Annotated in this window: 13 protein-coding genes; 6 read left to right on the top strand and 7 right to left on the bottom strand. The window is 43.3% G+C overall.

The features are described 5' to 3' along the window. Nucleotides 1-96 precede the first annotated feature (96 nt). From icd to SPG90_RS04455, 3 genes are all read left to right on the top strand, one after another. Complete coding sequence (gene icd, locus SPG90_RS04445; protein ID WP_008500752.1) at nucleotides 97-1,347, top strand: NADP-dependent isocitrate dehydrogenase; 1,251 nt, start codon at nucleotides 97-99, stop codon at nucleotides 1,345-1,347. Between the two features lie 275 nt (nucleotides 1,348-1,622). After that, nucleotides 1,623-2,762 carry an AAA family ATPase gene (locus tag SPG90_RS04450; protein WP_322407971.1) on the top strand — a complete coding sequence of 380 codons (1,140 nt, stop codon included), beginning with the start codon at nucleotides 1,623-1,625 and terminating at the stop codon, nucleotides 2,760-2,762. Further along, the gene (locus SPG90_RS04455; protein ID WP_322407972.1) at nucleotides 2,759-3,268 is read left to right on the top strand and encodes a hypothetical protein; all 510 of its coding nucleotides are present in this window, start codon (nucleotides 2,759-2,761) and stop codon (nucleotides 3,266-3,268) included. The genes SPG90_RS04450 and SPG90_RS04455 overlap by 4 nt, the downstream gene beginning before the upstream one ends. A gap of 76 nt (nucleotides 3,269-3,344) precedes the next feature. Here SPG90_RS04455 and SPG90_RS04460 read toward each other — a convergent pair whose 3' ends face one another. From SPG90_RS04460 to SPG90_RS04475, 4 genes are all read right to left on the bottom strand, one after another. Next, a complete protein-coding gene (locus SPG90_RS04460) occupies nucleotides 3,345-4,469 on the bottom strand; it encodes a site-specific integrase (protein WP_322407973.1) in 1,125 nt (374 codons plus the stop codon). Next, nucleotides 4,450-4,695 (bottom strand): excisionase, encoded by a 246-nt coding sequence (locus SPG90_RS04465; protein WP_071785721.1) that lies wholly within the window; start codon nucleotides 4,693-4,695, stop codon nucleotides 4,450-4,452. Before SPG90_RS04465 ends, SPG90_RS04460 begins: the two co-directional genes overlap by 20 nt. A gap of 52 nt (nucleotides 4,696-4,747) precedes the next feature. Beyond that, the gene (locus tag SPG90_RS04470) at nucleotides 4,748-7,231 is read right to left on the bottom strand and encodes an exonuclease (RefSeq protein WP_322407974.1); all 2,484 of its coding nucleotides are present in this window, start codon (nucleotides 7,229-7,231) and stop codon (nucleotides 4,748-4,750) included. A 437-nt stretch (nucleotides 7,232-7,668) separates the two neighbouring features. Further along, nucleotides 7,669-7,935 (bottom strand): hypothetical protein, encoded by a 267-nt coding sequence (locus tag SPG90_RS04475; RefSeq protein WP_157986882.1) that lies wholly within the window; start codon nucleotides 7,933-7,935, stop codon nucleotides 7,669-7,671. A 258-nt stretch (nucleotides 7,936-8,193) separates the two neighbouring features. Here SPG90_RS04475 and SPG90_RS04480 point away from each other — a divergent pair, with 258 nt between their 5' ends. After that, nucleotides 8,194-9,219, top strand: a complete 1,026-nt coding sequence (locus SPG90_RS04480) for a hypothetical protein (RefSeq protein WP_322407975.1) — start codon at nucleotides 8,194-8,196, stop codon at nucleotides 9,217-9,219. A 364-nt stretch (nucleotides 9,220-9,583) separates the two neighbouring features. Here SPG90_RS04480 and SPG90_RS04485 read toward each other — a convergent pair whose 3' ends face one another. Further along, the gene (locus SPG90_RS04485; protein ID WP_322407976.1) at nucleotides 9,584-10,621 is read right to left on the bottom strand and encodes a S1 family peptidase; all 1,038 of its coding nucleotides are present in this window, start codon (nucleotides 10,619-10,621) and stop codon (nucleotides 9,584-9,586) included. A gap of 303 nt (nucleotides 10,622-10,924) precedes the next feature. Further along, nucleotides 10,925-11,527: a site-specific integrase gene (locus SPG90_RS04490; protein WP_322407977.1), complete on the bottom strand. Its 603-nt coding sequence runs from the start codon at nucleotides 11,525-11,527 to the stop codon at nucleotides 10,925-10,927. 165 nt (nucleotides 11,528-11,692) lie between these two features. Here SPG90_RS04490 and SPG90_RS04495 point away from each other — a divergent pair, with 165 nt between their 5' ends. After that, nucleotides 11,693-12,112: an ASCH domain-containing protein gene (locus tag SPG90_RS04495; protein ID WP_126303413.1), complete on the top strand. Its 420-nt coding sequence runs from the start codon at nucleotides 11,693-11,695 to the stop codon at nucleotides 12,110-12,112. 123 nt (nucleotides 12,113-12,235) lie between these two features. Beyond that, nucleotides 12,236-12,703: a GNAT family N-acetyltransferase gene (locus tag SPG90_RS04500; protein ID WP_045350068.1), complete on the top strand. Its 468-nt coding sequence runs from the start codon at nucleotides 12,236-12,238 to the stop codon at nucleotides 12,701-12,703. 139 nt (nucleotides 12,704-12,842) lie between these two features. Here SPG90_RS04500 and SPG90_RS04505 read toward each other — a convergent pair whose 3' ends face one another. Continuing rightward, on the bottom strand, nucleotides 12,843-13,385 hold the full coding sequence (locus SPG90_RS04505; protein WP_322407978.1) for a GNAT family N-acetyltransferase: 543 nt from the start codon (nucleotides 13,383-13,385) through the stop codon (nucleotides 12,843-12,845). Nucleotides 13,386-13,389 lie beyond the last annotated feature (4 nt).

Raw genomic sequence — 13,389 nt, forward strand, 5'->3', positions numbered from 1 at the left:
TTTCATGGCGCAGGACAATCAGGTACTATCGAAGGGCTCATTACAATTTATTAACATAAGATCAGTAACAACCAGAAGCGCTCGAAGGAGAGGTTAATGGAAAGCAAAGTAGTTGTTCCGGCGGAAGGTAAAAAGATCACCCTGCAAAACGGCAAGATTAACGTTCCTCACAATCCGATTATCCCGTTCATCGAAGGTGACGGTATCGGTGTAGACGTTACCCCGGCGATGCTGAAAGTGGTTGATGCCGCTGTTGAGAAAGCCTACAAAGGCGAGCGTAAAATTTCCTGGATGGAAATTTACACCGGTGAGAAATCTACTCAAGTTTATGGCCAGGACGTCTGGCTGCCAGCAGAAACGCTGGATCTGATCCGCGACTACCGCGTTGCTATTAAAGGCCCACTGACGACGCCAGTTGGCGGCGGTATCCGTTCCCTGAACGTGGCACTGCGTCAGGAGCTGGACCTGTACGTGTGTCTGCGTCCGGTTCGTTACTATCAGGGCACCCCAAGCCCGGTTAAGCACCCTGAACTGACCGATATGGTTATCTTCCGCGAAAACTCAGAAGACATCTACGCGGGTATCGAATGGAAAGCGGACTCTGCTGACGCAGAAAAAGTGATTAAATTCCTGCGCGAAGAGATGGGCGTGAAGAAAATTCGCTTCCCTGAGCATTGCGGTATCGGCATCAAGCCATGCTCTGAAGAGGGTACTAAACGTCTGGTGCGTGCGGCTATCGAATACGCGATCACCAACGACCGTGACTCTGTGACCCTGGTTCACAAAGGCAACATCATGAAGTTCACCGAAGGCGCGTTCAAAGACTGGGGTTACCAGTTGGCGAAAGAAGAGTTCGGTGGTGAGCTGATCGACGGTGGCCCATGGCAGAAAATTAAGAACCCGAACACCGGCAAAGAGATCATCATTAAAGATGTGATCGCCGATGCGTTCCTGCAGCAGATCCTGCTGCGTCCTGCAGAATACGACGTAATTGCCTGTATGAACCTGAACGGTGACTACATCTCTGACGCCCTGGCAGCACAGGTTGGCGGTATCGGTATCGCCCCTGGCGCGAACATCGGTGACGAGTGCGCCCTGTTCGAAGCGACCCACGGCACTGCACCAAAATACGCGGGTCAGGACAAAGTGAACCCAGGCTCTATCATCCTGTCCGCAGAGATGATGCTGCGTCATATGGAATGGTTCGAAGCCGCAGACCTGATCGTTAAAGGTATGGAAGGCGCGATCAACGCGAAAACCGTCACCTATGACTTCGAACGTCTGATGGAAGGCGCTAAGCTGTTGAAATGCTCAGAGTTTGGCGACGCGATTATCGCGAACATGTAATCCACTCGCTGGGTTAGTAAAGAACGGGAACCACTTGGTTCCCGTTTTTATTATTAGTTTTCGAACATTTATCAAAAGTTTATCAAAAAAAATTATCAAAATTCCGGTGATTCTCAGCCAATTGGTTACGTAAAAGTACTGAAATTAAAGATACCTGTTTCGCACACCCTTCCCATCTCTGATCGCTTAGCTCAATATTATGTCAATTCTGGCATTATCTTCCCATTGTAAGGATTGTGTGGTATCTTGTAATCTAGAAAAAATGAGGTGGGTTTATGATTATAAATTTTGGAGCAAAAAATTTTTTTAGTTTTAAAGAAGGGTTTGATATTTCATTCGAATTAGGCAAAACTTGTCCCTCCAAAATATCCAAAGGGAAAAGTGTATCTAATATCCTGTGTGTCAAAGGAGCAAATGGTTCTGGTAAGACAAATATATTGAAAGCCATCAATTTCATATCTAACTTTGTTAGCTCATCTTTTAATAACAAGGTCGATGGTTATTTAATGTTTGATCCCTATTTTACAAGCAAAGAAGTTACTGAGTTTTATGTGACTTTTATTTTAGGTGGTACTATTTATCGCTACGAAGCTGATTTGACGGAAACGGAGGTTAAGCGCGAAACGCTTTTTAAAAAAAATAAGAGAGAAGTAAAAGCGATTGAAAGAATTAATGATGTTGTGACATATGCAATTAAAGAGTTCGATGAACTTAAAACTATAAAAATGAGGAAAAATGTTTCATTATTCAGCATGGCAATGCAATATGATGTAAAAAGCATCAAGAATATTCACGCAAAATTTAATAATGTTATTTCTAATGTGTCTTATACTGGTTTGCTTCCTCATACTCATGAGTTAGAGTTTGTAAATAAATTCTACTACGAAAATGACGAAGCTTTCTCTTTTGCTAAAGAAATAATTAAGAGGTTTGATCCTTCTATTAAAGATATTTATATAACTAAAAAGACAGATGAAGAAGGAAAGGACGTATATCGGCCCTGGTTCTTGTTTGAATTTGATAATGAAAAAGATATTCTTAGCTTGAATCAGCAATCAAGTGGCACAAAGTCGCTTTACAAACAACTTGGAAGTTATAAAGCTGTACTTGTTTTGGGTGGTTTTTTAGTTTTAGATGAGTTTGATATAAATCTACACCCTCATATTCTACCTCACTTGTTAGAGTTTTTCTTAAACGAAGATACAAATGCAGAAAATGCACAATTAATATTCACCACACATAATACTGAGATTCTTGATTTTTTAGGAAAACATAGAACCTATTTGGTGAACAAGGAAAACACAGAAAGTTATTGCTATAGACTCGATGAGATCCCAAGCGATATACTTAGGAATGATAGACTGATTTCACCAGCTTACAATCAGGGTAAAATTGGCGGAGTACCGAAAATATGACCAAGAAATTTGGTAATGCTCGGGCAGAGCGCTTTTTAAAGTCTTTCATAGATATTGCAAGCCTTGATTCTGGTGAATGTAATCTTTCATTAAGGTGTAAGTTTAATTTCTCCTATTTCGACAGCAACCAAGAGCATTCTGGGCGATTCTCGGATTGGTCTTTAGAGAATATTTGCGAGTTCATTGATAAACTTATTGATTATTCTTCGCGCTCTTTAGGTCAGTTGCAACAAATTGGGATTGGAAAAAATAGAAACGGCTTGTTATCTTTTTATGATGCATTTCCTCCTCATAGTCTATTTACAATGCCTAAGAGCGTCCCCCATCAAGCTCGTTGGGGACGTTTCAGATTAGACCAGAACAAAAGACTTGTAGGGTTTGTGGTGCCAGACGAATATCATGGAGTTAAGCATGAATCAACAGGAATGTTATATGATAAAAATACCTTTTATGTGGTGTTCTTAGACAATAATCATGACTTTTATCCACCAAGGTCGAAACGATAATAGTAATTTATGTTTATCTAAATGTAACTTACATCCTTTTAACTGGGAGTAAGTTACATTGATATTGTATTCTTTGTCATAATATCTTTACCCAATCTTTACCTCGGTCATCATGATACCTAGCTGTCTGATTGGGCGATTTATGTCCCAGTAGTTTTTGGGTATCGATGCCCTGGGCTTCATAAAGGCGCTCTGCTAAAGATCGTTGTTCGTGGAACGTTGCTGGCGTACCGTCCCCCCAATTTATTTCCGCTTTATCACGGGCCTTACTGAAATTCATTGTTATAGTGTTCGACTTCACCTGTGCACCTCGTTCGGCCATTGAGGTCGCCCGGAAGAAATGTATAAGGTATGGACTCACGGCATAGTCACGACAACGCGCAACTACATCCCTCAAACTCCAGTCAATCGCATTAAGTCTCAGGGATAGAGGGATCGCTAGCTTACTTCCCGTCTTCTCCTGAACGACATGAAGATGGTCATCCCAAATGTCGCTAAACTTCATGTTAGAAATATCTCCGAGGCGCTGACCAGTAACGAGGGCTAATAGCATTGCATTACCCATGTATTGATGGCGGGCATCAGCTATCTCGAAAATCTTTTGCCATTCGTCGAGGTTAAGACGTTGTCGGGTAATCCGCCGGCGTGGTTGTTTTGTAGCAAGAGCCGGGTTATAACCCGGCGGTACCTCGCCATAATGCTGTGCTTCTTTGAACACATCTATTAACACTGAGCGTATGACCTGAGCCATTCGCGGCTGGCCCTCTGCAACATAGGACTCCAGTATCTGGGCAACATCCCGAACATCGACGGCTGATATCAATTTCATTCCTACGCTCTCGCGAAGTAGGGCGACGGGTTTAGCCTTTTGCTTATGAGTGTTCGGCTTGATATCACCATTCTCCAGTCTTTCATCCTGAATTTTCCAATAACGATCTAACCACGTATTTGTTGTTATCGCCTTTCCTTTGCTGGTGGCGATCTTGTCACTGAGAGCCAAAACCTGCCTGGTGCGCTGTTCAGCTAGTCGCTCATTAGCTTCGATTGCTATTGCTGTTGCTTCAGCCTCGTTAGTTCCGAGGCTGTGAAATTTACCAGTAACAGGATGCTTATAACGCCAGTAGATTTTATTTACCTTACGACTGTAGAGCGGATAAAGATTAGGTATCTTAACGTTGTTTTTACGTGGTCGGGCAGCCATCAGACAGTATCCTTTGAAGCATAGGAGAATCAGATTTTTTAATAACGGGTTGGGTTAAATTACCTGTAATCTCGGCATCTTCTCTTACCCGCCAATATCTTCCTTCTTTGGTGGCCGGGGGAGTGAACATGCTCTCTTTAGCATATCGACGTAAAGTATTCAGACTTGGAGGATTACTCCGGTATTTTTCCGCAGCCCATTCTTCTAAAGTCAGCATTTGAAGCATGTGATTTACCTCATAATGGCCCATATCAGGGCCATTTTCTGAAATTAAAAAATCAGTGTTCTGTCAGACGCTGCCAGATTGCTGACACGTATTTGACCTGGTGAAGAGCATCCGAAATAGCCTTGTGAGGTTCACCCTCAAATGGGATCTCATAGCGAGGCTCGCAGCCAACGGCTTTACCCAACTCGACAACAGTTCTTACATCCCGGTTATTCCAGAACTTCCATGGGCAGGGGATCCCCGTCCGGTCATAAGATGCCTCAAGCAGGACATTGTCATAAGTGGCACCATTACCCCAGACCTGAACAGAATCAGGGCCGTTAACCGCATTCTCGCCTATAAACTCATTTAGCTGCAGTAATGCATCATCGAGCGGAATAGCATCATCCATCACTAACTCTGAACGAGCTTCAGGTGAAGCTTTGAGCCAGAAGATTATGGTAGATGCATCCGGAACTCCGCCGCTGGCCATGGCAGATTCCAGGCTAATCACTTTGTAAAAATCCGAACCGGTATTACCTGTTGATGGATCAAAGAACACGGCCCCGATAGATACGACTGGTGAATCAGCTTTTTTACCAAAAGCTTCAATGTCGATCATAAGGTGTTTATAGAGCATTTCAGGCTCGATATGATTATGATGACCGGAATCATTATTTATGGCAGTTGTGCTGCTATAAGTTTCCGTAGCGCTTGCGCTTGAGATAGTTTCTTCAGTGCCTTCTGATAACGCAGCACCGTCCGGTGTTTCATCATTGCCAGTTTCTTCCATCTGCACATTATCAACGTACTCCGCCGCGGTATTTTGTTGGTCGATTACAGCTTTGCTGGTGGCCAGCCCTTCAATAGAAAAAAGACCATTACCAACTTTTTCGAAAACCGGCAGCGTGCCGCCGTCGACTTGTGCCCCTTCATTCTGGCCGCGAGTTTCAAAAGCAGAATCAGTCACTATCTCGTTTGTCCAGCTCACCTCAGGGTTATGTCGCGCAGCCGCAAGAGTTTCGTCTGATTGAGCAGAATGATCGCTTTCAGTCAGGTTCGCGTTAATGAATCCGCTGAGAAGTGCCGGATACAGGTAATGCTCTGGGTGAGCGCTGCGGATAAGTGCAAAGATAGCTGCACGCGAGTAGTCCAAAATCCCCGGAGTTGCGCGAAGAGCTCTAGACCATTCTTTGAATGGACTTTCTTTTTTACTAACGATCTCTTTTGCCCGACGGAAAACACCACCAGGGATATCATAAATGTTGAAATCCATTGGTAACGTGGCCAGCGCAATCTCTAAATCGAGAGTGTCGAGATCATGTTTAAGGTCAGGGTTTCTGTCGGTCTTGTTGCCTCCGCCAGCATTCGTACCGCTTTCAGTACGCTGTATTTCTGCAATGCGATTGCCTTTGGCCCATTCTTTTACCAGCAGGCCGCGGTCTATGTAATCAGTCGCCGCCCAGATTCTGGTGAATCGGAGAACCAAAGCGAGTTCGTGACGCTTTTCCTGGCTGAACACTTTGCGAATGGCGTCGGTATAGCGCCACAGGTCTTTGGTGTCGTAACCCTTAACCTGTTCGCAGTTTTCTGCCGCCAGCAGCAGGTTCTGGACATAGCTATTGTCAGTGTCCATCTCCAGCGCGCTGATACCTTCGTATTCATCGCGTGTAATGTGGTGGCGCAGTTCGTCGGAGGTGAACTGGGCGAGTAGCTGCTTGCGAAAGGGCATGCTAACGACTGGATAACGTGTGGTCTCGTCATCATTCTCGTCAATCTGGATACCGTTATCAGGTTCAAGACCCTGACCTGCTATAACTCCGGTGTCGCTGGTGCTTTCAGATTTCACATGGGTTAATTTGCCGCTGCGCCAGGCTTCCACTAATTGGTTGCGATCGCTGTCATCTGCTGTAGCCCAGTCAGCCATGAATGCAGCGATATTTTCAGTTTCGTGGACTTCATCTGGCGCGAATACCTGCTTAATCGCCTGAACGAGTTTCCACTCAGCGTTCAGGCTAAGTTCGGCAACTTCAGGGATGTTGCTCTTCGCCAGCAGCAGGTTCTGAAGATAGGTGTTGCCTTCATCCAGTGACATTTCGCTGGCAGCCAGCTGCTGCTCTTTTGTGATGTGTGATTGATACTTGTCGCTGGTCAGGTGAACGGCAAAACGTACTGCTGAAGTGCGGTTTTCAAGTGGGACACTCTCGACGGTGGTTTCAACTGTAGTGGTCGCTTCCTGAGCGGCAGTGTTGTTGTCCACGGCTCCAGTAGACTCAGCTCCAGCCTTTGGCAGCCAGGTGCGTCCATCGTCCTGCAGTTCGTAGCGTTTGCACCAGGTGTAATCTACTGTGCTTTCTTCCGGCAGGTCGTCGTAAACAGGAAAATCGGTACGGACAGGCTTGCTATAATCCTTGCCCCGGCCAGTTTCAATACCAGCATCTTCCAGCTCAACATCCAGCTGCAAATTGGCTCGCGCTTCTGATTTAGCAGTGAACCAGATAACGGCATCTTCTTTGCCGGATTTCTGTGTTGCCTTGATTAAATGAAAGAATTCCATATCGGGGCCTTAATTTTGGTTGTAAGATACCCGCAGCTAGTGATTGCCGCCTTGGGTAGTGGTCATTGGTCAAAACTCGATTCCGGAAAGCTTTGGTCGGCTGACCGGGTACTTAACCCGCCTTGCGCGGGTTTTGTGCTTTATGAAGCGCTGGGATCGCCTTTTTGAGCGAGGGCGTAGCAAATGCGGCGGACTACCACCCAAAAATAGGGTAGATGTACGGCCTGGCACCGTGCTGGTTTTCTAGCGAAATCGGTCATAGTTGATCTTCTCCTGTTAATGCCTGCCTTTTAACCACCTCAGTCTCAGTGCTATCCTGAAATCTGAAATCAGCCTGCAAGGACATAAAAATGGCAACCCGTCCAATAAGTGTTTATTGGTTCAAAAACCGCGACCAATATGATTCCTGCATAGAGTTACTGACAGATTCGTGGGTTCTACCTGACGATTACCGGGATTGGCTTATCCGTTTCAATCAGATGATTGATCGTTATGAACGCAGCGGTATCGAGGTTATCAAAGTAGAAATAGAGCCCAACGAGTTCACCAACTGGTGCCTCGCCAACGGGTGTGAAATAAGCACCAAGAGCTGCAACGACTTCGCTGTTTTCCATGGCGGAAGCCAGTCGCTCCGCTACAGAGATTCTGATGGGGGATATGAGTAAACAAGCTCGCCCTTCAATTCTGAAAATTTCGATATGCATTATTTCCTACCTTGATATTTAACCCCTGTGTCGTTTGTCCCAAGGGGGCTCACTAATTTCGCCTTATCGCCGGCTATGAGCGAGCAGCGGACCTTAAACAGTTAGTTCCGCACTAAATGGTTGCTAAGCTTAGCCATGCCTTAATCTGTTATGTGACTAGGAGCATTGATTGATCCAAGCTGTGCATTACTGATAATATTCAAGATATAAAATGGCCTATACTTTACAATTGAGTTTATAATGGATTTTTCCCGATTTATGAAGCCGCAAGATCTTGAGGGCATCGAGTTAGAACACGCACCGATTGGTTTAACTATTCATTACACGGTTCTTTGCTTTAATGATAGTTTTAATCATAGTGGAAAGGAATTTTTTACCAATTTCATAAATGAATTTGGTAAAGTAAAAAAATGGATCATTTCTTCAGATTATGCATTTTATGATAAAGATAAGAAAAATGACGTAGTGACATTTTCTATTTTTCCACATCTTGCACATTTTAACAAAATGTCTGATTACATAAATGCAATTGCTCCGGCAGACATTAAAAAGGTGAAATCAGTCAGTGATGAATTCATAACTTTTCTGAGCAGTGGCCCTGTGTTTAATATTTCATTTATTCTTGATCGAGAAAGGCGGATGCACAGTGATGAAAGAAGTTATCACTTGCACCGGTTGGAGTCGATGATTCGCCTTCTGGAATATTGGTGCAAATCTACCCCTGAGGGAAAAGAAAATTATCAAAAAAGAATATTAGAGCTGAACAAGGCTAAAGACTTAATCAATTCGCCTGGGGTAAATCTACGAATTTTTAGGGACATTGAAATAGTTGCTCAGTTGGCTGCCTTTCTCCTTGCAGAAATAAGCATGACCGCTGATGTGGAAATTATTTCGTGGTTATCAGACCGGGATAGCATGTTAACCTTTAAAAATAAAATCATTGGCGACTACATGCTTGAGCAGGTAGCCTCCACCTATCATGTTTTATGTGGGAATAATGGAGTGGACTCTTCGGAGAAATTATTATTACCTAAACCTGAACTGGAGGGGGATAATTTTTATGATAGCTTCATTCGCATTCCTGATTATATCTCCGGCACTCTTGCAGATTTTGATTTCGAAAAAAACAAATCATCTCGCCCAAAGTTTGAAAAGGTGAAAAATGGCACTTTTTCCGAGGAGAGTAGAAATATCATCTATCAACTTTTTTTTCATCCGAATTTCAGAGCTTACAGGATCCCATGGGAAGTCGAAAGTGATGGTGATATTAAAGTAATTGACTGAGAAATTATCACTGCGTTTCTGCAGGAACGGCTATAAAAAAAATATACAATGCATGTCAGTATGGCGTAATTACTTATCCTATATTAAATATTTTAAACTAAAGCAGACCTACTCTTTGACTAACAACAACAACTGTCAAAAAAGTCCGTTCCTGGCACGAAGCAGAATGCCTAAAGCACAACAAAGTCTGCTGTGAAAGAAAAGCAGCCATAGCACATGCAGTAAAAATTGCTTAGATATAATAATTTTTACTGCAATATTCCGATTTTTGAATTATCCGCTTTTGGCTCAAATCTGCCAATAAATCGATTTCGATCGATTAGGTTCGTAAGCGGATCCACTAATATTATCAATTAAACATGGGTTAGAAATATCCATCTGTAAACCTTTGTCTGACCAATGAATACCCAGACGCACAAAGCATATCTCGTGCAGCTTCAGCAGCTCTCTTCAACAAAATAGGAGGGGGATTATCGATTGGCGTGGCTATTAGCGAAGATCCTTCCGTCATATTTATACTTAGCGGACAAATCACGCTAAATGAACTTATAACTAAATTTCGAACACTCTCATCAAAACAAGACACTTCTATAAAAACATCGCGGTTGTCATCATAAACGGATAATTTAAGATCAAATGCATGTGGATTTAATCTTGCAGTATTGGTTAATGCCAACTTTATTGTAGCTAATGATTCTATATCGCGATAGTATTCATGGTCATCTGGGTCCCACCCATATTTTAAAGCTAGCTCAGCAGCAGCTGATATGCTTATACATGCCATAAAACCCGTTTCCACTACTTGATCGTTACGACATAGACTATCGGTAACTACGCCTATTGCTTCTCCTCTGTCATTGATAATTGGACCTCCACTGAATCCTCCTCTAGCCATTGTTGCTATAACATAACTCAGATATTGACTTCCTCGCATAATAATTAACGAACTAATTGTGGATTTTACAGCAACTTGAAATGGATGCGCAGTAATGGGGATAGGTGGATAACCAACACATAATACATTCGTCAGTAATGCTAAATCCTCAGACTGATGGATATCATGCGTCGAACTTAGCAAGATAGAAGGTATGGATTCGTACTTTTCCACTTTGAAAACAGCCACATCGTCAACGTCACTTTCTAAAAATACGGGTTCTAAACATACTTTTAAAATTTGGGGGCGTTCTTCTTCTGAAAGTGGTGCCGCGTGATACTCAACAATCTTGTTATGTGGCTGAGTGATTCCGACTTCGATTATTGTGTTGTTAAAAACCACATGCTTGGCAGTAATAAAGTAGCCTTGGCCTATGTGAAAAGCTGTACCTATAGACTCATCACCCTCCGATGTCTGGACCGTTACGTATGCAATACTTCGCCGACATTCATGATAAACTTGTTGCAATCTCGCCTCCAATTAATTATTTGCACTACTACTTGTTTAATATATACCAGATTCTCAATGTTAATACATATCTATTAGATTCTAACGAATTAGCTTTTTCCAGATATGCCCGAAGGCTTACCCGTAAAAAGTTCTGGTGCACCTTAAGCACTCGTTAACGTCTCATCATTCTCGGGTTATTATTTTTTTTACCAGTTCAGCCAGAACGTTGAGCTGTTCGTGTAGAGGTTGTGGCAAGTAGCGAACTGATTAGTTAGCAACGTCCGCTTCTGGCACAGGGCTGCTGTTGCAGCCCTGATAACCTTAGACTTCAATCGATTCAGATATCTCTAACGCATCATCGACTTCGATGCCCAGATAACGGACTGTGCTTTCCAGTTTCTTATGGCCCAACAGAAGTTGGATCACCCGGAGATTCTTGGATTTCTTGTATATCAAGTAAGGTTTTGTTCTTCTCATGGAATGTGTGCTGTAAAGCGAAGATTCGAGACCAAGCTTTTCTACCCACCCATGAAAAATTCGGCTGTATTGTCGGGTTGATATGTGCCGGTTAGTTCCGATCCGAGACCGAAACAAGAAGTCTTTGCTGTGCAAATTGCCAAGCTTTATCAATGCAGCAACAGCTTCTCTTGTCCCTTTGGTTATCTCAAATTGCACAGGGCTACCGGTTTTCTGTTGCAGCACCGTAGCTCTGCTTGAAACCGAGCTACCATATGCAACATCAGATACTTTGAGGCTCACCAGATCGCAGCCTCGTAGCTTACTGTCTAAGGCCATATTGAACAGAGCTAAATCACGCGTTTTACCTTCCAGTTCAAGCCGGATTCGAATCCCCCAGATATGAGATATCTGAAGTGGTCTTTTTTGGCCTATGATACGGTCTTTATTCCACGGTGACGTGTTCATACTCAAATCTCCTGCAATGTGGGAGATTTGAGTATGGTTGTCCCTTATGAGCGAGAAGCGGAAGCTCTCAGTAATGGAACAACGGTGAATTTTTGCATTAGATAGTTCATATTGATTGGAAATGGGTCTCTTCCTCTAAGCAAATCAAATTAACAAAGGCTAAAAATGGCAAAGCTCGAAGAATTAAAAAAAATTTATCCCGGTGCACTGACATGGCAATTTGGCGACAGCCCAGAACTTGCTGACGAACTCGTACAACTGGTTTTGAGTGGGAGTAAAACAGCGACATGCTCTTCGATAGTTTCTTTTCAGCATGAGTATGAACGAGGCGAAGCTCCCTGCGTTGGAAGTTATAATATCATTCTTAACGGAGCCGGACAGCCAATGTGCGTGATTAGAACTCTCAGGATGCAAGTCATCCGCTTCAGTGAAATGACGAGTGAACTCGCCAGTAAGGAAGGTGAAGGCGATTTAAGTCTGGAGTATTGGAATGAAGGTCATAAGCGTTATTTTGAACGTGAAGGCACTTTTTCTGAAGAAATGGAACTTATCTTTGAGGAATTTGAACTTACAGAGATTTTGTAACTGTCTGCTCCTGGCACAGAACGGACTGGCTAACTGGGAATGGGCCCACTGTGAGAGAGGAGATGACACCCTGTTTCACAAAAAGTACTATTGTTCTACAAGCAGCTTTCATAATGAGGTTTTATGAAAATAAGAAGGTTCCGTAATGGGGATGAAATCCCATTATTTAACGTGTTTTATTCTTCTGTACATACCATCGCATCAGACTACTACACACATGAACAAATTGATGCTTGGGCCCCGGCAGAAATCGACTTGGAACAATGGGCCAATCACATGAGGCAACTACGCCCTTTTGTTGTAGAGCTTGATGGTGAAATAGCTGGATATGCAGATCTCCAACCAAATGGGTACATTGACCATTTTTATGTCTCAGGAATCTATTCAGGACAGGGGGTAGGGACGTTACTAATGAATTGCATTCATGAGGAAGCGAGGCAACATGGAACTAGTGAGCTTACTTCAAATGTAAGTAAGGCTGCGGAAGCGTTCTTTCTACGACACGGCTTTCATGTAGTGGAGAGAGGTTTTCCTATTTGCCGTGGAATTACATTAGAAAATGCACTGATGCGAAAACATTTGGCAAAATAATAAATAACCTGCAGCAGGCAGCATTGTTTGCCTGTTTGAGCTCAACAAACCAGTACAATGAATGTCCGCTCCTTTCACACTGGGGAATTATATGGCACAGCCAAAAATTACATCCTGTGATAAGCACTTGAAATATAGATTAAATCGTTGATTTAAATTCTTTTTTTAGTAAGGCATAAACAAATGTATTGTCATATCTTTCCTCGCCTTCATCCGTAATAAATGAAACAAACTCTTTAAAGCAACCCTCCTGTCGCATACCAAGGCGGGAGCACAATCTTTGAGAGGACAGGTTGTAGTCTTCAACGTACGCATAGAGACGCCTTGCCTGTTTCACGTTAAACAAATATTTAAACAGGGCCCCAACTGATTCTGTTGCATACCCGTACCCTTCATAGCGCTGATTGAAGTGCCAACCTACTGACCACGTATTAGCATCTGGTTCGCCACTATTTTCTGCAAACAGATGGCCAATCACGAGGTCGGTGTCTTTGAGGCAAACAGCAAATTGGCTTGGATCATTTGCTCTTCTGCATACTTCGTCTACGGCATCCTCAACTGAGTTGAGCGTTTCGTCCTGAAAACAGGGAGTACGTGGCGAAGACAGATAATCCAGAAGTGCTAAAGCATCACTCTCTTTAAATGAACGAAGAATGAGTCTGGGTGAAGTGGCTATTGTCATGGCT

The organism is Enterobacter sp. D2, from assembly GCF_034427575.1.
GTDB classification, from domain to species: domain Bacteria; phylum Pseudomonadota; class Gammaproteobacteria; order Enterobacterales; family Enterobacteriaceae; genus Enterobacter; species Enterobacter cloacae_M.